Origin of the sequence: Pelagicoccus sp. SDUM812003 (assembly GCF_031127815.1) — a bacterium.
Lineage (GTDB): Bacteria > Verrucomicrobiota > Verrucomicrobiia > Opitutales > Opitutaceae > Pelagicoccus.
On record NZ_JARXHY010000007.1, the window covers coordinates 255,579 to 272,972 of the forward strand.

The 17,394-nt window shown below is 58.4% G+C and carries 10 protein-coding genes; 5 read left to right on the top strand and 5 right to left on the bottom strand.

Annotated elements, in window-relative coordinates; genetic code table 11:
- The first annotated feature begins 76 nt into the window (after positions 1-76).
- Positions 77-1,579, top strand: a complete 1,503-nt coding sequence (locus QEH54_RS12030) for a hypothetical protein (protein WP_309018924.1) — start codon at positions 77-79, stop codon at positions 1,577-1,579.
- A gap of 72 nt (positions 1,580-1,651) precedes the next feature.
- Here the strand turns inward: QEH54_RS12030 and QEH54_RS12035 are convergent, their stop codons facing one another.
- Positions 1,652-2,362, bottom strand: coding sequence for a VPDSG-CTERM sorting domain-containing protein (locus tag QEH54_RS12035; RefSeq protein WP_309018925.1), 711 nt, complete (start codon positions 2,360-2,362; stop codon positions 1,652-1,654).
- A 336-nt stretch (positions 2,363-2,698) separates the two neighbouring features.
- Complete coding sequence (locus QEH54_RS12040; RefSeq protein WP_309018926.1) at positions 2,699-3,868, bottom strand: hypothetical protein; 1,170 nt, start codon at positions 3,866-3,868, stop codon at positions 2,699-2,701.
- A gap of 177 nt (positions 3,869-4,045) precedes the next feature.
- Here QEH54_RS12040 and QEH54_RS12045 point away from each other — a divergent pair, with 177 nt between their 5' ends.
- Entirely contained in the window at positions 4,046-5,677 is a 1,632-nt protein-coding gene (locus QEH54_RS12045; protein WP_309018927.1) for a choice-of-anchor I family protein, read from the top strand.
- A gap of 122 nt (positions 5,678-5,799) precedes the next feature.
- Here the strand turns inward: QEH54_RS12045 and QEH54_RS12050 are convergent, their stop codons facing one another.
- The 3 genes from QEH54_RS12050 to QEH54_RS12060 all read right to left on the bottom strand — a co-directional run bounded on the left by QEH54_RS12050 (position 5,800) and on the right by QEH54_RS12060 (position 11,942).
- On the bottom strand, positions 5,800-8,166 hold the full coding sequence (locus QEH54_RS12050) for a hypothetical protein (RefSeq protein WP_309018928.1): 2,367 nt from the start codon (positions 8,164-8,166) through the stop codon (positions 5,800-5,802).
- 264 nt (positions 8,167-8,430) lie between these two features.
- Positions 8,431-10,545: an elongation factor G gene (gene fusA / locus QEH54_RS12055; RefSeq protein WP_309018929.1), complete on the bottom strand. Its 2,115-nt coding sequence runs from the start codon at positions 10,543-10,545 to the stop codon at positions 8,431-8,433.
- Between the two features lie 299 nt (positions 10,546-10,844).
- Positions 10,845-11,942, bottom strand: coding sequence for a hypothetical protein (locus QEH54_RS12060; RefSeq protein WP_309018930.1), 1,098 nt, complete (start codon positions 11,940-11,942; stop codon positions 10,845-10,847).
- 366 nt (positions 11,943-12,308) lie between these two features.
- Between QEH54_RS12060 and QEH54_RS12065 the strand changes: the two genes are divergently transcribed.
- From QEH54_RS12065 to QEH54_RS12075, 3 genes are read left to right on the top strand one after another with little or no spacing between them, the layout of a single operon-like run.
- A complete protein-coding gene (locus tag QEH54_RS12065; protein WP_309018931.1) occupies positions 12,309-14,444 on the top strand; it encodes a hypothetical protein in 2,136 nt (711 codons plus the stop codon).
- Entirely contained in the window at positions 14,441-15,409 is a 969-nt protein-coding gene (locus QEH54_RS12070; RefSeq protein ID WP_309018932.1) for a trypsin-like peptidase domain-containing protein, read from the top strand. Before QEH54_RS12065 ends, QEH54_RS12070 begins: the two co-directional genes overlap by 4 nt.
- The gene (locus tag QEH54_RS12075; protein ID WP_309018933.1) at positions 15,399-17,207 is read left to right on the top strand and encodes a hypothetical protein; all 1,809 of its coding nucleotides are present in this window, start codon (positions 15,399-15,401) and stop codon (positions 17,205-17,207) included. The genes QEH54_RS12070 and QEH54_RS12075 overlap by 11 nt, the downstream gene beginning before the upstream one ends.
- Positions 17,208-17,394 lie beyond the last annotated feature (187 nt).

A 17,394-nucleotide genomic window follows, 5' to 3' on the forward strand; every position in this document is an offset into this window, starting at 1 on the left:
GGAGACAACGCGCTTGTATCCAGATTAGATACTCCCGCTGTTTTATAACCCGTTACCCAGATATATATAGCCCCAAATGAAAACCCGCATACCTGCTTTCATACTGATATTCGCTCTTGGTGGAATATCGGGATTCCTCGCTAGCTCCTATTTCCAGACCGTCGAGCGGCAGGACGTTTCCGACGCAGTGGTTGTCGAAAAAGCTTCGGAGGATGGAACACCTCTCCGTGGAATCGGAGCTTCCTATGCCAGCGACTCGGCGGACGGCGCTTCGTATGAAGACGCGCTCAGCTTTCAGGAACGCATCGACCGAGCGATGGATCACGATTCGTATCGACGCCGTCAATACGAGCTCGAGCGCCTGTTCGAAAACCTGAGCTCCGAGGAGGCCCCGCAGATGCTGGCGAAGATTCTGGAGATCTCGGAGCCGAGATTGCGGGGCGACTTGCTGAGACCGTTTTTCGTGAAATGGGGCGAACTCGACGGTCCGATCGCTTACAAGATCGCCTCGGAAATGAAGGGCCGAAATCGCACCGACAGCGTCTCCGCGGTATTGGCGGGCTGGGCCCATACGGATGTGCACGCGTCTTGGGAGGCGGCGAAGGAGCTCATGGAAGGGGGTGGCAATTCGTTCGTTCAACTGAGACTGACCCGCGGCTCGGTCATGGAATTGGCCAAGCAGGATCCCGATCTTCTATTGCAGTACATCGCCGAAGATACCGAGAATCGGCGTTTCGATGCGTTTAGTCGATTTCTCGTCGATGCGGCGTTCGAGGAGGAGCGTCAGGGGCAGCTGCTCGCCAAGCTATCGCAGATCGAAAATGGAGAGGACCGGGCGAAGCTGATTTCGCAGGTCTACCACCGTTGGGGAGTTCTGGACACGGAGGCGCCTTTGAACGCCTTGTCCCAGATCGACGATCCGCAGGAAGCGAAAGGCGCCCTAGAAGGATTTTTACGTGGCTGGGTTGAATCGGATGTGGAAGGGGCCTTGAATTTCGCGTTTGCCAACTACGACGACCCAGCGGTCAAGAGCGCCTTTCCGGACATGCTGCAGCAGACCTTTCGCGATGGCAGCGCCGAGCAGAGTTTGGAGCTCGTGGATCGTCTCTCGGAGGAAGGGCTGCTTGCGGAGGTGGGAATGGAAGTTTCTCGGACCTTGGCCTTCATACAGCCGCAGATCGCTCTCAAGATCTCCGACAGCATCCCTAACGAGGTGGAGCGGAACAACATCCGGATGCGGGCGGTTTCTCATCTGGCCCGCAACGATTTCGCCGCCGCCGTGACCTACTACGAAAAGGAGGAGTCGGTGGAGCAGCGGGCCCGCTACCTGCCCTCGATGGCTTGGTCGCTGACGGGTCGAAGCGATGGAGGAGCGAAGCTGGCTCAGTTGCTGGAGGGCATTCCAAGCGGCGAATCGCGTTCGCGTTCCCTCGAGCAGATCCTGACGGCCGCCACTCGCCCGGGAACGCGAATGAGCGACGACTTTCGCGAGGCCCTGTCGCTCATCGCCGAATCGGAAGCCGGACTCTCGGAGCAGGCCAAAGCTCTGAGCGAGAAGCTGCGCGCTCCTGGATCCTAGCAAGGAGAACGAAAAAAGCCCGTCGCGGCGGGCGCGACGGGCTCTGAAAAATATTGAGTGAACGTGGGCCGATTAGCGACGCGCTTGGCGGCGGAAGAACGCCAGACCGAAAAGGGCGCCACCGAGAAGCGCGATGGTGGAAGAAGCGTCGGGAACAACGGAGATCTTGTGTTCTTCGACCTCGCCTTGCCATAGGTGGCCGGTGGGTTGGAACAGATTGTTGTACGTTTCGTCGCTTAGATCCCATTGGTCCTCCCAAACGCTGTTCGCCCTCTTGTCGTTCAAGGATTCGCTGCAGACGACGCGAGCTCGGAGCCACAAGCTGCCGATGTGAAAGCTTTCGATGGTGAAGTCGCCGGACTCGAATACGAAATCTGCTTCACCAGGAGCTGGAGGTGTATAGGATCCATTTACGTTCGGCAGCTCTTGCTTCGCGAATATGATCGTCTCGCTCGGATCGTCGAACGAGCCGTTCTTATTCCAATCAATCCATGCCTTCACAAAGTCGGCGTAGTGCGTGCCGACGTTCCGCTTGTGCATGTTGAATTGGAACTTGACGGTCTGGCCGACGGATAGGGCTTCTCTTCCCCAGGTGACGCCATTGTCTACGCTCCAGAAGACGCCTTGCTCATCGACCAAGCCGTTGTTGTCGTAGGTGGCGAGTTCCTGCCATTCGGTGGTGCTGTGCGTCGCCGTGCCGTAAGAGGCGGGAATGGCGAGACAGGTCGCGGCCGCTACGAGGGAGGAAAGTGCGGCGAGGACAAGTTTTAGATGTGTTTTCATGGTGTTCGGGTTTAGGCGGGAGTAATTCCCCTGATGGCTCCTATTAGCCTGCCGTGCGCCAAGTGATTGAGCTTGGCGGGTAAGGGGATGTACGTAATTGCATAAGCTTTTACGCAGCAACGACCTATGGGAGGATAGGTGCCGTAAAGGGCTCCGCGTCCGAAATTTCGCGGGTGTCAAGGAATTCGACGAAAAGGCCTAGCGTTGACAGAAATCCGCTTGGCTATACCCGATGCCGGGCGATCGCTGGCTGAGACGAGCGTTGCGGCCATCGGCGCGTCGTCGACAGAGGAACGACGAATCGGCCTTCCCGTTCCGCGGTAGTTGCGAAAGGTTTCAGTCGTTCTGGTTCAGGTATTTCGGATTTCGCGTGCCGTCGTAGAGTTCGTACTCAAGCAGGCGGCATTCGATGGGGCCATTGTAGAACTCGATGCGTCGCTTGGTTTTCAGTCCGACGCGTTTGCCGAGGTTTTTGTTTCCGGTGAAAATGTAGCCCCAGTAGCCCGGGCAGCGCTGTTTGAAGAGATCGCCGATTTCCTTGTAGGTCTGCTCAAGCTTGCGTTGCTCGCCGAGGCGCTCTCCGTATTCAGGATTCAATACCATGACGCCCGCTTCTTCGGGGATAGGGGCGTCGCGGAAGTCGCACACGCGAAACTCGATGAGGTGATCGACGCCCGCTTTTCGGGCGTTGGTTTCAGCGGCCTTGATGGCTTCCCGATCGATATCGGAGGCGATGATGGGAAATGGCAGGCTGTCCGGGACGCGTTTACGCAGCTCTTCGCGGAGCTCCTTGTAGTCGCTATCTCGGTACGGTTTGAAATGCATGAAGGAGAAATTGTCGCGGCGTAGATTGCCTGGGATCTGGCTCGCCATGAGAGCGGCTTCGATGGCAAGGGTGCCGCTTCCACACATGGGGTTCAAGAAAGGGCTTTTATAGTCCCAGCGAGTGGCGGCGATGATGGAGGAGGCGAGGTTTTCCCGGACCGGAGCCTTGCCCGGCATGACGCGGTAGCCGCGATTGCTCAGCGGCACGCCTGAGGTGTCGAGGTACAGGCAGACGTCGTCATGCTGCCAATACAGAAAGACCACGCAGCGATCGCGTTCGTTTCCAGAGTCGGGGCGTTGGCCGGTCTCGTCGCGGATTCGATCCACGATGGCGTCTTTGAGCCGAAGGTTCGGGTACTTGGTGTTGTTGACGGTGTCGTTGCGGATGGAGGATACGATGGAAAGGTAGCCGTCCTCGGGAATCCAGCTTTCCCAAGGCATTTTGTTAGCGTGATAGTAGAGATCTTCGCCGTCGTGAGCTAGGAACTCGCCCACTTGCCAAAGCACCCGTAAACCGGTGCGCAGACTCAGGTTGAGGCGGATGCAATCGCGGTAGTCGCCCTCGGTGAATACGCCGTTCGATACCTCGGAATGGACCGAGTAGCCGAGACTTTCCAGCTCTTGAGCGAGGTAGCCCGAGCAGGCTTTGGGACAAGTGACAAGAATAGGTCGCTTTTGCATTGGAAAAGGGGAGTGAGCTTTCGCATGAAGCGAGGTTTGTCGAAGGAATTCCTAGGCGACGAACGGGCGCCAGTAGGGTCACGGATCAGCGCGGTTTGTGACGCAAAGGTGAAATGTCGAGCGGCCAAGAGTAAGGAGGTTGTCTGCCGAATTCTGGCGACCTGTTGTGTTATCCCTATGTTCTCATCATTACGTTGCCTAACCCTTAGTCTTCTAACCGCCGGAATCGCCTCGCATGCGATAGCCGGCATATCGCTGGTCCCTCGTGGGACTTATCACACCGGCGTTTTTGACGAAAGCGCTGCAGAAATCGTCGATTTCGATCCCGCTACCAATCAGGCTTACGTCGTCAACGGCGACTCTGATTCGATCGATGTGTTGGATGTTTCCGACATTGATAATCCTGTTCTCAAGTTCTCCATAGACGTGAGCGCGTACGGTTCGCCAAACAGTGTGACTGTCGACCCCAGAAAACGGATACGCGAAATCGCTGTTGCCGTGGCCTCCGATCCAGTGACTGATCCGGGCCATGTCCTGTTTTACACGACTGATGGCACGTTCCTTAATTCTGTGGAAGTCGGAGCTTTGCCGGACATGGTGACCTACAGCCCTTTTGGCTTTCAGCTAGCAGTGGCCAATGAAGGGGAGTCAGCTCGCGACGAGGACGACAATCCTATCTTCAGCGAGGATCCGGAAGGATCGGTGAGTTTGATCACGGTCTTTCGCGGCGGAAAGCATGTGGACGCCGATGATGTGACCACTATTGATTTCAAGAGCCTCAATGGCGGCGTACCGGAAGGCGTGCGTATCTTTCCGCAGGCCGAATCGATCGCCCAAGATTTGGAGCCAGAGTACATCGCGTTCAGTCCTTGGGGAAATACGCTTTGGGTGACGTTGCAGGAAGCGAACGCTGTCGCCATCGTGGACGCTTGGAGTGGCGAGCTGGAGAAGGTCGTACCCCTCGGGACTATTGATCACAGCATCCCCGGTTTCGGACTGGATGCGAGCGATCGTGATGACCAGATCAACATAACCAACTGGCCGGTCAAAGGCATGTTCATGCCCGACTCGATCGCCAGCTATTCCTTCCTCGGCAAGCCGTTTTACATCACCGCCAACGAAGGAGACGACCGCGAGTTTGATGCCGTGCGTATCAAGGATTTGGATCTCGATCCCACGGCGTTTCCGAATGCGGACGAACTGCAGGAAAACGAAGCCATCGGTCGCCTCAGCGCCTCTATCATCGATGGGGACATCGATAACGATGGCGACTTCGACGAGCTCTACACTTATGGCACGCGTTCTTTCAGTATCTGGGATCGCAAGGGCAACCTTGTCTTTGATAGCGGGGATGACTTCGAGACCATCACGAGCCTGTTGCTGCCTGTCGATTTTAATTCGAGCAACGACGACAACGATGACTTCGATAGCCGCAGCGATGCCAAAGGCCCTGAGCCGGAGGCGGTCACCGTTGGCACGATTCGAGGCCGCACCTATGCTTTCATCGGACTCGAGCGCATCGGAGGCATCATGGTATATGACGTGACCAATCCCTACGATCCGGAGTATATCGAGTATGTGAATACGCGAAATTTCGAAGTGGACGCCGATACTCCTGAAGCTGGCGACCTTGGACCGGAAGGATTGAAATTCGTGCCAGCCCACAAGAGCCCGACTCGCAAGCCGTTGCTCCTGGTTGCAAGCGAGGTTAGCGGAACGACCACTATTTTTGAAATCGAAAGCGATCGCGGTTGGAAGTGGCACCGCGGTTTCTTCGGTTTTGTGAAGCGTGGCTGGGGCCACCGCTAGGAGGAGCTTTTAAACCTCCCCGCCAAACTAGTCTGACTTGTCGCCTCGGCGTTTCGCCCGGGGCGACTTTTTCGTTTCTGAAGATCTGGTTTCTTCTGTATCCAAAAAAAGGATCAGCGGCTTTATTCCTGGGTCTCGACCACTCGGTAGAATACGCTGCCGCCGGTTTCCAGTTCTTCTAGATCAATCTCAATCTGCCGCGTGCCTTGAAACGTCTCTACCACCTCCCATTGGGAGAGGTCGCTGGAGCGCAGCAGCTGGTAGCTTTTCGCGTCTTCTCCCGCATAGTGGATGGCTAGGCTCTTTCCTGGGTCGAGCGAGTAGGAAGCTATGTCGATAATGGTTTCGTGCTTTTGAATGGTCAGGAAAACTGTTCGCGTATCGCTGTAGGTTTGCCCCTCGAAGTCCGTGCTCGCGGACACGACGATTTGAGCTGTCTGAGGTTCGAATCCTTCAGGGGCTGTCCAGATGAGCTCCGCTTCAGTGGCGGAGAGGGATTGAATCTCCATGCCATCAAGTCCGCCGGATTCGATGGCGAACGCGACCGGGCTGTCGGGATCGTTGGGATCGGTCGCGGAGAGCGGGATGGAAACCGCCTGCGTTTGTTTGACGGTTCGGATCGGGTTCAATTCCAGCTTCGCGGGAAGGCTAAGGTAGCGGATCTGGTAGGAGCCGGCCTTGTCCTCATCTCCGTCCGAAACGAGAGCGAAATAGGTACGAGTCCCGCGATTGGTTCGTGTCCATTCCAGAGAACTTTCGTCGGTGAGATCGTTGAGAAGGGTGCCGGTTTCGTCAAAGACTCGAAGGTTCGGGGAAAAGTCTCCCGAGTCGCCAGCTTGGATCACTTCGTCCAGGCGAATGGTGACAAAGTCGCTGTCTACCACCCTCAACTGATAGAGATCGAGATCGCCAACCGAAATCGTACCCAGTCGTGTTTCGCCATTAGCAAGCGCTCCGCCTTGGTCCCCCTCTGATATTTGATATGCGGCTGGGATCAGGGCGAGCTCTAGTCGGTAGTGACCGGGGATCTTCGCGTTGTCGTCGACCGCGTCGCTGACGAGCACGGTGTAGGTGCCGGTCTTTTCGGCTTGTTTGAGCGCCTGCGCTCCGATTTCTGCGCTATTGTCGCGGACTTCGACTCCGTCGGGATCGAGCAGCCGAATGCGCGGTCTGAAGTCGGTGAGCTGGTCCTCTCCATCTGGCTGTTCGGCGATGCTGAGCACAATGGTTTCGCCCTCGTTCGCGTCAAAAGTCCACAGGTCGAGGTCTCCCCAGGCGATTGACCCGTATTGGGGCAATCCGTTGGGAAGCGGGCCTCCCTCGTCGCCGTCCGGTACCAGGAATGCTTGAGGCGTTCGGGCCAGCCGAAGGATGTAGGAGCCGGGATGGTGTTCGTGGTCGTCCGTGACAAGGACCGTGTAGGTGCCGGAAATGGCGACGGTTTGGTTGAAGGTGCGCGAGATCGGGCCGCCGCGGTTTCCCGTTTCGTCGCCGTTGGGGTCGTAAACGCGAATTTGAGGGGAGAAATCCGTGAGCTCCTCCGAAGACGAAGCGAGCTCCGCGATGGAAAGGAAGATGTTATCACCCACGACCGCTTCGAAAGTCCAAAGGTCGAGATCGCCGATTTCCAGCACGCCGGTGTGGTTTTCGCCATTGACCAGAATGGTGCCCTCATCGCCTTCCGGAATGGTGAAGGTCTGGGAGAGTTGAGCGAGACGCAGGGTGTAGGCGCCGGGCGCATCTCCGATAAAGTCGCTGATCACCACAGTGTAGGCCCCGTCCTGCTCTGCCACCTGGCTGGTTTCGGTGGCGGGATCGGACGCGGCATTGTAGGAAAACAGAAACGCTCCGTCCGGGGCGTAGAGCCACATGGTTGGGCTGAAGTCGGTGTTTTCCGGAACTTCGCGGGCGATGGAGAGAGTGAAATGGTCGCCCGCTTCGGCCGTGAATCGCCAAATGTCCAGATCGCCAATATCGATGGCCCCCAACTGGTTGGCCCCATTTTCGAGAGTGCCGCCCTCGTCGCCATCGGGCGTGGTGAAGTCGCCGGGCGTTTTGGCAACCCTTAGCTGGTAGTCGCCGGTTTCCACGTCTGGGAGATCGCTCACGCGAATGGTGTAGGTCCCGTCTTTCTCCAGCCTCTCATTGAGTCGGCTGCCGATGGCCCCGTTGGTAAAGCTAATCAGTTGGTCGTCCGGATCGCTCAAATTAATATTGGGGCGAAAGTCGGTATCGCTCATGCCCTCGGGTATGGACTCTGAAATAATGATCAGCACCGAGTCGCCCGCTTCGGCTTCGAAGGTCCAGAGGTCGACTTCGCCGCCTTGGGAAATGGAGTCGACATGGTTTTCACCGAAGGTGATCGGGCCGTCGGCAGTGGCGAATGTGGCGAAAACAAAGGTAGCCAAGCCGCAGGCGATCCAGCGGATGGGAACCCGTGGGCTAGGCGACCCGTCGGTCGGTCGCTGGCGCAAAGGGTGGGGTGGCATAGCAGTGGCCGCCTAGGTCAAGCTGTCGGCGCGAACGAAGCCTTCGCAAAGACGGGTTGAGTCTTGGATTAGGATGGTTGGAGTCGAGTGGGTCGGCACGTGTCGAGCGATTAGCAGGACGCATGCGGGCTATTGGTTTTCCTAATCCCAGGCGGGGATTCTGTCGAGGCTAAAGGGGGTGGCCAGGTGGTTGAGCGGGTACGAAAAAGCCCGACTCGCGAGGAGTCGGGCTTGGGTAAATTTAAGGAAAGGATCGGAAGGCGATTACTTCTTTTTGGCCTCTTCGCGTTCCTTGGCTTCTTTGATGATCTCCTCGGAAACGTTCTTGGGAGTCGGCGCGTAGTGCGAGAACTCCATGGAGAACTGACCGCGGCCGGACGTCATGGTACGGAGGGAGCCGATGTAGCCGAACATTTCGGAGAGCGGCGCCTCGGCCTTGATCTGCACGCCGGTCGGCGTGGAATCCTGTTCCTTGATCATGCCGCGACGACGGTTGAGGTCGCCGATGACGTCGCCGATGTTCTCTTCCTGCACGAATACGTCTACCTTCATGATCGGCTCGAGGATCTGAGGCTTGGCCTTTGGCAAGGACTGGCGATACGCGGCCTTGGCTGCGATTTCGAAAGCCACTGCGGAGGAGTCCACCGGGTGGTAGCCACCGTCCTGCAGATTGAAGTGCACGTCGACCATTGGGTAGCCAGCAAGAACACCGCGTTCGACGGAGGACTTGAAGCCCTTTTCGACCGCAGGCCAGAATTCCTTCGGCACGTTGCCGCCCACGACCGAGGACTCGAAGGTGAAGCCGGAACCGGGCTCGCCTGGAGTGATCGAGTATTCGATCTTCGCGTACTGACCGGAACCGCCAGACTGCTTCTTGTGCGTGTAGCCGTCGTTGATGGGAGCGGTGATGGACTCGCGGTAGGCGACTTGTGGCTTGCCCACGATCACCTCCGCTCCGTAGGTGCGCTTGAGGATGTCCACCTTGATGTCGAGGTGAAGCTCGCCCATGCCCTTGAGGATGGTTTCGCCGGAGTCCTCGTCGGTTTCGACGCGGAAGGAGGGGTCTTCAGCCACCATCTTGCCCAGAGCGACGCCCAGCTTTTCAGCGTTGGCCTTGTCCTTCGGCGTGATGGCGATGGAGATAACGGGATCCGGGAAGACCATCGGTTCCAGGGTCGCTGGATGATCGGGATCGGCGAGGGTGTGGCCGGTTTGCACGGTCTTCATGCCGAGGAAAGCCACGATGTCGCCCGCTTGGCAGGAGTCGACTTCGTTGCGGTCGTTGGCGTGCATCTCGATGATGCGGCCGATGCGCTCGGTCTTGCCGGTGAAGGTGTTGAGCAGCGTCGAACCCTTTCCGATGGTGCCGGAGTAGATGCGCATGAAGGTCAGGGCGCCGTACTTGTCGTCCATGATCTTGAACGCCAAGGCGCGAACCGGTTTCTTCGGGTCGACGATCGCGAACTCGCCCGTTTCGTTGCCTTCCGCGTCCACTTCTGGCTGCGGCTTAACTTCGGTCGGGTTTGGCAGGTACTCGACGACTGCGTCCAGCACATTCTGCACGCCCTTGTTCTTGAAGGAGGAGCCGCAGTAGGTCGGGAAGAAGTCGAGGTTGATGGTGCCTTTGCGAACGCACTTCTTGATGTCTTCGATCGATGGCTCGTTGCCTTCGAGGTAGGCTTCCATGAGCTCGTCGTCTTGTTCGACTGCGGTTTCGATGAGCTTTTCGCGCCACTCTTCGACGGCGTCCTTCATGTCTTCAGGAACGTCCTTCTTGGTGTAGTTCATCGGGTCGCCGGATTCGTCCCACACCCAAGCGGTGCGGGTGAGGAGATCGACCACGCCCTTGAGCTCGGATTCGCGGCCGATGGGCAGAACCATGACCAGCGGCTTGGCGCCGAGTCGGGTTTCGATCTGCTTGACCACGCGGAAGAAGTCCGCCCCGATACGGTCGAGCTTGTTTACGTAAATGATGCGAGAGACTTCGGAGTCGTTGGCGTAGCGCCAGTTGGTTTCGGACTGAGGCTCGACGCCGCCGGAACCGCAGAAAACGCCGATGCCGCCGTCGAGAACCTTGAGCGAACGGTAGACTTCGATGGTGAAGTCGACGTGACCCGGGGTGTCGATGATGTTGAAGCGGTGGGAATCAAATTGCTGCTCGCTTCCTGGCCAGAAACAGGTGGTCGCCGCGGATTGGATGGTGATGCCGCGTTCCGCTTCTTGTTCCATGAAGTCCATGGTGGATTCACCTTCGTGAACTTCACCGAGCTTGTGGATCTTGCCAGTGAGCTTGAGAATACGCTCAGTTGTGGTGGTTTTGCCCGCGTCAACGTGGGCGAAAATACCGATGTTCCTGTACTTGGATAGGTCTGTTGCCATGATCTTATTCCTTAAATTTGGCGGCGGATTCGCTCGCGGAAAGAAAGGCGGGTAAGGATTCTTGGGTCTGACGCAACTTTATAATAGGGGAATGGGGTAAAAGATTGCCGCTGGATCGGGGAGATTTCGTCGAGGATTCCCGTTCTGGGGCGGTCTAGACGGGGTTCCCGTCGCCGTCCGAATTCCAGAAAGGGGCCGCGGTTCAGTCCTCTGGCTCGTCTTCGAAGCCCTCGCAAAAGCGAAAGAGCCGAAGCCTTGCCGGCCTCAGCTCCTTGGAAGTGTCGAGGAGGCGGATTGCGCTACCAGTTTCGGTGATTGGTCGGATCGCGCAGGGCGACCGCCTCCACGTTGGAATTCATTTTCATATAGGTGATCATTTCGTCCACCCATTTGGAAATGGTCGGGGCGTGGTAGGCGACCTCGGGGTTCACTTGTATGACTCCGGTATCGGGACTGCCGCCAAATACCGTCAAGGCGCGGGCGGGGCCTTCGATCTCGATGGCTTCGACATAGGTCCCAGCCAGCTGCATTTGCGGGATCAGCGTCTTTTCATTGAAGGCGTAGGCTTCGGACTCCGGATTGCGTATCAGGAGGATAGGCGTGTTGATCTGGCTGAAGAGCTCGCGGTAGCGAAACGCTCGCGTCGGGTCGGTGCGGTTCCAGATCTCGTCGGGAGTGAGCCGGTCCGCCTTGCGGATCACGTCCTCGTGGGTGTCGCGGCTGAATAGCATGTAGGTTGGCTCTTCAAGCACGAAGCCGGAGAAGTTGTACTTGGTGGTCAAATAGATCGACAGGTTCGCGTACTCGCGCGTGGAGAAGAGGAAAACGCTGTTGTCCGCCACGTTTCTCAAGTCGCGCACGCGATCGAAGATCCCGATCCAGTCCTTGGTCCGAGCGGACCGCAAGGCGTCGAGATCGTCCGCTACCACGTAGGCCACGCCGAACCCGTTTCCGAGCATGTTGCTGCCGAAGGGGGAGCGAAGCAGGTAGGAGGCCTGGCGCGCCTCCTTGAATTTCCGTTTGGAAAGTCCTGGGATGCGGATGCCCTGAGCGTTGGCCAAGGCGTTCGCTTCGGCATCCAGCACGAAGACCGCCGGACAGCTTTTCACGTTTTTAGGCGTCCCGTAGACGAGGGTCACGCGTTTGCCCGAGTCCAGGCGGAGCGAGCGGAAACGCACGGATATGTCCTCCCGCATGACGCGTCGGCGAAAGGGCGGAGCGTCTCGCTGGTAGGCCTCCGCGCCTTGGGTGATGGCGGGTGGCATCGGCGAAACGGAAGGCTGGTCCGAGGTTTGATCCCAAAGAGCGTCCTCCTGCGCGTTGGCGGAGAGGACGAGCCCCCAGACGAGGGCGAAGGCGGCAACAATCTTGGTGGTGAAGCGCGTATTCGGTACCATGAATGCGATTGGGTTGCTGGTGTTATGGCGTCCGTTTTTCAACGGTGGAGACAATGTACCACTTTATGCCGAGCTGAGCATCTCTCCTGCCAGATATTGACGTTTTTTTGGGAGAAAAGCTGTGATTCGCTTGTCTGTTCGTCCGTCGGCGCGGCTGGCCAAGCGCGGATGGCGACCAACGGTCGCGAGTCTCAGGTCCCCAAGGGGTAGACGAACGGATCCCGCGATTGATTTGAGACCATGCCAGCGAACCGTCCCCGGGGCCTTTTCGTTCAGTCCGATTTGGTGATTGCCATGATCAGCGGCCTCGGGATCCTATGCACGAACTCCGGTTTACTTGTGAGATATTTGCCTTTTCTACGTCCATTGCGCGTTGCCCTAAGCCTAGCCCTCGTTTCGACGCTCGGCGCCGAGGAGTTTCCCGGCTGGCAAGGCCTGAGAGTGATCAAAGTCGACAGCGGCGCCTACAAGATGGGGCCCGTCCAAGACCGCGAAGGCGAAGGAGCCTCCTTGATGGTGGTGGAGACGCGGCAGTCCCGTATCGACCTCTACCGCTACACCGGCGAGCGCGTGGTCCCGGATCTGTCCCAGGTGGAAAATCCGAACTTCCTGCCGATGGCGGAGGATTTCGAGAAGGTGGAGATTCCCTTTTCCCGCTTGCCGCAGGTGGCCACCGTGTACGACGTGGACGGCGATGGCGTGGACGAGATTTTCATGATCCAGTCGGACCCGAGCAAGCTGGTCATCCTGAAGAAGGACAAGGATGGACAGTGGAACGCGTTGCGCGAGTGGGAGATCTCCGAATCCGACTTGAGCACCGCCAAACCGATTCTCGTGCGGCCGCTGGGCGATTCGCTGCAGACGCTCATCAGCTTCAGCGACGGCATACAGCTGGTCGATTTCGATTCGGATGAGGTGAGATGGCTGCACCCGCGCGAGCGCGACATCGAACGAAACCGCTGGTGGCTGGTCGATCTCGACGAAGATGGAGATCTCGATCTGGTGGAGGCCCAGAACACGGTGAACTCGCCCATCCGCTGGTACGAGTCGGAGGGAGAGCGCTTTCGCCCCGCCATCAACATTTCCGAGGAGATCAGCAATACCAACGTGGCTCGACTCATGCGTTCCAGCGAAGGACCAGTGATCGCCTTCATGGGGGCCAACCAGGCCAACACCATCAGCTTCTACGAACTGGGCATGGGTGAGAAAAGCCCCTTGGGGAAACGAAACCTGCTCCCCATCAGCCAGCCCGACGCGGATGGCTGGGCTTCCATCGAACTCGACGGCCGAAAGGCCATCGTGGAGCTCGACCGCAACAAGCCCATCCTCAACGTTTACGTGCAGGAAGGGGAGTTCTGGAGCTTTCTCGGCTCCTTCCCCATGCTCAAGGACGTGATCGGCATCAAAGCGATCGGCAACGCGAAAGGCTCCATCCTGCTGCAGGTGGAGGACGAAGGCCAACCCTACGAGAGCCACTGGGACGGCACCCGCTTCACCTTTCCCAAGCGAATAGGCGAGACCGGGCAGGACTACGGCGAGTGGAAGATTCTGGCCTTCGATCAATTCGAGGACGACACCTGGTGGATCTCGCAGCGTGGCGATTCGCTGGTGCTCAGCGTTTGGTCCGCGGGTGAGGACGCGCCGCGCGAGGTGTTTTTTCCCGGGCTCAACGGGGATTTCGAGGACTGCGTCTGGCTGGGCGGCGAGCGCCTGCTGGTGAAGAAGAAGTTCAGCAAGACCACTTCCATCTGCACCTTGGCGGAGGGCAAGGCGGCCCTGGCCACCTCGCGTTTCAAAGGGGCCGACATCGGCCGCATACGCTTGCACCGCGGGGCCTTGTATCTCGCGGAGGAGGGCGTGGTGCAAAAGCTCGATTCCAATCTGGAAGTCATCGATCAGATCATGCTGGAGGGCGACTACTCCATCCGCTCCTTCGCGCCGATTTCCGAAACCGAAGCCTACGCTCTCGAGTCGGACGGCGAGCACGTGCACCGTATGGTGGTCGATCAGTCCGGCATCTTTCGCACCGAGGACCGTAGCGCGGTGCCGTATTCGCTGGGCCTGAAGATGGACCGCGTGCTGGGTCTGACGCTGATCGGCAGCAATTCGATCAACGTTCCGAGCGAAGGCAGTTCCCGGCAGCTCACGCTCAAGCACAGCATCGATCCGAACGAGAACGCTAGCCGCGACTACGAAAAGAAGACCCTCGGCACCCTGTTCACCGTGGATATCGACGGGGATGGCATCGACGAAATCGCCACCGTGGACTACGGGCAGCGCGACGTGATCGTGTACGGCGAGGCCTCGGAGGGCTACGACCAGGTCATTTCCTGGAAGGTTTACGACGACGGGAAGTATCCTTACGGCCAGGATAATGGCGGCCGAGGAGGCGTGAATCCCTACCGAATGTTGGCCATGGATGTTGATGGAGACTCGTTTCAGGATTTAGTTTTAGCGAGTCACGACCGAATACTTATCTACCTTGCGAAAGACGCAGAATGATGATCCGAGCAATCGCCTTATCCCTTTTCATCTCTAACCTTGCCTTCGGAGCAGTCGGCTTTGACCGGCTCACCTTTCAAAACGGCACCGAAATCGTGGCCGAAGTGATCAAGAAGGACGACCAGTACGTGGTGCTCGATCTGGGCTTCGAAGTGCTGAAAATCCCCTCGGACCAGATCCTCACGATCGAGGAGGCCGACGGCGGCGCCCAGGAGCAGCAGAGCGAGCAGAACGGTCTCTACACGGTGGGCCGCCTGAATGCGGCCCCGGTCAACGAGCTGGTGAAAAGCTTCGGCGATTCGGTGGTTATGGTGAAGACGCCGAGCGGTCTCGGCAGCGGATTCTTTATCAACGAAAACGGCTACTTGGTCACCAACTATCACGTGATCGAGCGCGAGACCAACATCACGGTGAGCGTCTTCGACCGGACCGAAAGCGGCTACGAGCGCAAGGAACTGAAGAAGGTCAAGATCATCGCCCTGCATCCCGTGCGCGATCTCGCTCTGTTGCAGGTCGACCAGGAGGAAGCCGCCGATGTGCAGATCAAGCCAGTGGTGCTTTCTCAGGACGATGGCGTGGATGTAGGTTCGCTGGTGTTCGCCATCGGCAATCCTCTCGGCTTGGAGCGATCCGTCAGCCAGGGCATCGTGTCCTCCAGAACCCGCTCGATCGGCTACCTTCGCTTCATCCAGACCGACGCCGCCATCAATCCCGGCAACAGCGGCGGACCGCTGTTCAACGCCCGCGGCGAAGTGGTCGGCGTAGCTTGCGCGGGTCATGCCATGTTCGCGGGCCTGGCCTTCGGCATCCCCGTGCAGGACCTCATCGACTTTCTCGATAACAAGGAAACCTATCTCTACGACTCATCTTTCCCCCAAAACGGGGTGAAGTACCTCGCCCCACCTTATCGGGAGTACGAGGGTGACGAACCCGAAAAGAACAATCCTGAATCCAGTGAAAAATAGATCCCAGCTCTTGGGCCTGACAGCGGCCTGCACCTTGGTCGCCTCTCTCGGCGCCGCCGAATTGCTCAGTCCATTTGAAGCCCTACCAGCCGAAACCGTCGCAGCGCTGCGCTTCGACAATTCGCCCGAAACCCTCGACCGCTACGTCGAGACCACCAAGATCGGCAAGCTGCTGCTTTCCGACGAGAAGGTGGAGCAATACAAGGCCTTCGTGCAGAAGCTCATCGAAGACGACGACGAAGGCGTGGCCGTGCTGCAAAGCCTCGGCGAAGTCGGGCTGGAGCTCGACGATCTCTACGCCATGCTGACCAGCGAGATCGGCGCGGCGGTGGTGATGCAGGAGGTGCCTGACCATCAGGCTATGCCTACGCTTTTCGTCTGGGCGGACATGGAGGAGGGCGTCGCCAAGCAGGCTTTCGACGCGGTGCTCTCCGGCGCCGCGGAAAACGAGGCCGTCGAGCGCACCGATCTCGAGCTTCCGGGAGCTGCAGGCTCTCGGATTCGAAACAAGGAAACCGGTTCCTCGTTCCTCGTTTCCTCCCTCGAAAACCGATTCTACTTCGCCATTGGCCAAGTGATGGAGCCGATCACCTCCATGGAGGACGCGCAGCTTTTTGAGAATGCTGAGCTTGAAGCCCTAGGAGTCTTCCTGGCCGCTCAGCAGGGTGACGGGGGCGAATTCCTTTCCAGCTTCTACTCCGACCCCGCGATCAACGCGGTGCGACCTGATTTCGAGCCTCGCATCGAAGTGCTGGGCGATGTCGGCGCTCTGCTGGAGTTCGTTCCGCAAAAAGGGGCCCAGTTCGTCGAGGCTCTCGACCTGAAGTCCTTCACCAAACTGGCCGCTTGGAGCGGACTGGTCGACATGGAGGAGCGCTCCACGCTGTTTCTCGGAGCTCCGTCTCCTCGCCGTGGACTGGCGGCATTGATCGACGGCGAATCCTTCGAGTTTCAGCCGCCGGAGTGGGTGCCCGCTTCCGTGAACACCTTTTCCGCTTTCTCCTTCGACTTGAACGAGGTCTACCAGCTGCTGCTGGACATCGCCAAGAAGTTCGCGCCGCCGGAAGTGGTGGAGCAGCAGGTGGCCCAGCTGAACGCCCAGCTAGGGATGATGCTGCAGACCGATATGGATACCTTGCTGTCCAGTTTCGGGAAACGAGCCTATGTGGCGGAGTTTCCAGTGGAAACCCTTTCGATCGACCTCGGCACGGGCGCTTCGATGGAGGTGGCCAAGGCTCCTCAAGTCATCGTGATGGACTTCTCCCGTCCAGAGATCCTGCAGGCCGGACTGGCCATGATGGGCGGCATGCTGGCCGGAAACCCGAACGCAGGGATCGAGATTATCGACGAGCAGGGCTTCAGCGGCATCCGTTCCTCAAGCGGACCGCAAGGCGTGGTCACGGTGGCCCATGGCATGGGCAAGCTGGTCTTCGCCGTGGGAGGCGATACCACTGCGAGTCGGATCTTCTCCGCCTTGAATTCCGTGCCGGAGGGGGAAGAGGCCCTCGTGAACGATCCGGAATTTCGCGAGTACCTCTCTCAGAATCCCGTGAAGCCTGGAGTGGCCTTCAGTGTGACGCGTGGCGACAAGGCGCTGCAAAACATGATCCCGGCGCTCGAGACGCTGTCCAAGACCATGCAGGCGAGCGGTCAGGAGGACCAGCATGAGCTCTTCGAAGAGCTGATCGACCTGCTGCCTACGAAGGAGGAGCTGGACGGGCTCTTGGGGATCGGCCTGACGCGCATGTACTTCAACGAGGCCGGCCTCGTGGTGGAAGGCGTCAGCCAGTACAAGTAGTCGCCAGCCTCGCGAATCGAATTTCAGAGCCGCTTCGTCCTTTCGATGGAGCGGCTTTTTCGTGCCCCCACCTTCGCTAGGGCCAAGGGTTCGTTTGCCTTAAGCGCTTTCTTTCGTTTGCCTAAGGGCTTGGACGGGTGTTGCATGAGATTGGTTCAGAAAAGTCGTTACAGACGGGGCGCAGATG

What these genes read in the sequence shown, in the direction of transcription:
- QEH54_RS12030 (WP_309018924.1), top strand. Translation starts at nt 77, where the DNA reads ATGAAAACCCGCATACCTGCTTTCATACTGATATTCGCTCTTGGTGGA.
- QEH54_RS12035 (WP_309018925.1), bottom strand. Translation starts at nt 2,362, where the DNA reads ATGAAAACACATCTAAAACTTGTCCTCGCCGCACTTTCCTCCCTCGTA.
- QEH54_RS12040 (WP_309018926.1), bottom strand. Translation starts at nt 3,868, where the DNA reads ATGCAAAAGCGACCTATTCTTGTCACTTGTCCCAAAGCCTGCTCGGGC.
- QEH54_RS12045 (WP_309018927.1), top strand. Translation starts at nt 4,046, where the DNA reads ATGTTCTCATCATTACGTTGCCTAACCCTTAGTCTTCTAACCGCCGGA.
- QEH54_RS12050 (WP_309018928.1), bottom strand. Translation starts at nt 8,166, where the DNA reads ATGCCACCCCACCCTTTGCGCCAGCGACCGACCGACGGGTCGCCTAGC.
- fusA (WP_309018929.1), bottom strand. Translation starts at nt 10,545, where the DNA reads ATGGCAACAGACCTATCCAAGTACAGGAACATCGGTATTTTCGCCCAC.
- QEH54_RS12060 (WP_309018930.1), bottom strand. Translation starts at nt 11,942, where the DNA reads ATGGTACCGAATACGCGCTTCACCACCAAGATTGTTGCCGCCTTCGCC.
- QEH54_RS12070 (WP_309018932.1), top strand. Translation starts at nt 14,441, where the DNA reads ATGATGATCCGAGCAATCGCCTTATCCCTTTTCATCTCTAACCTTGCC.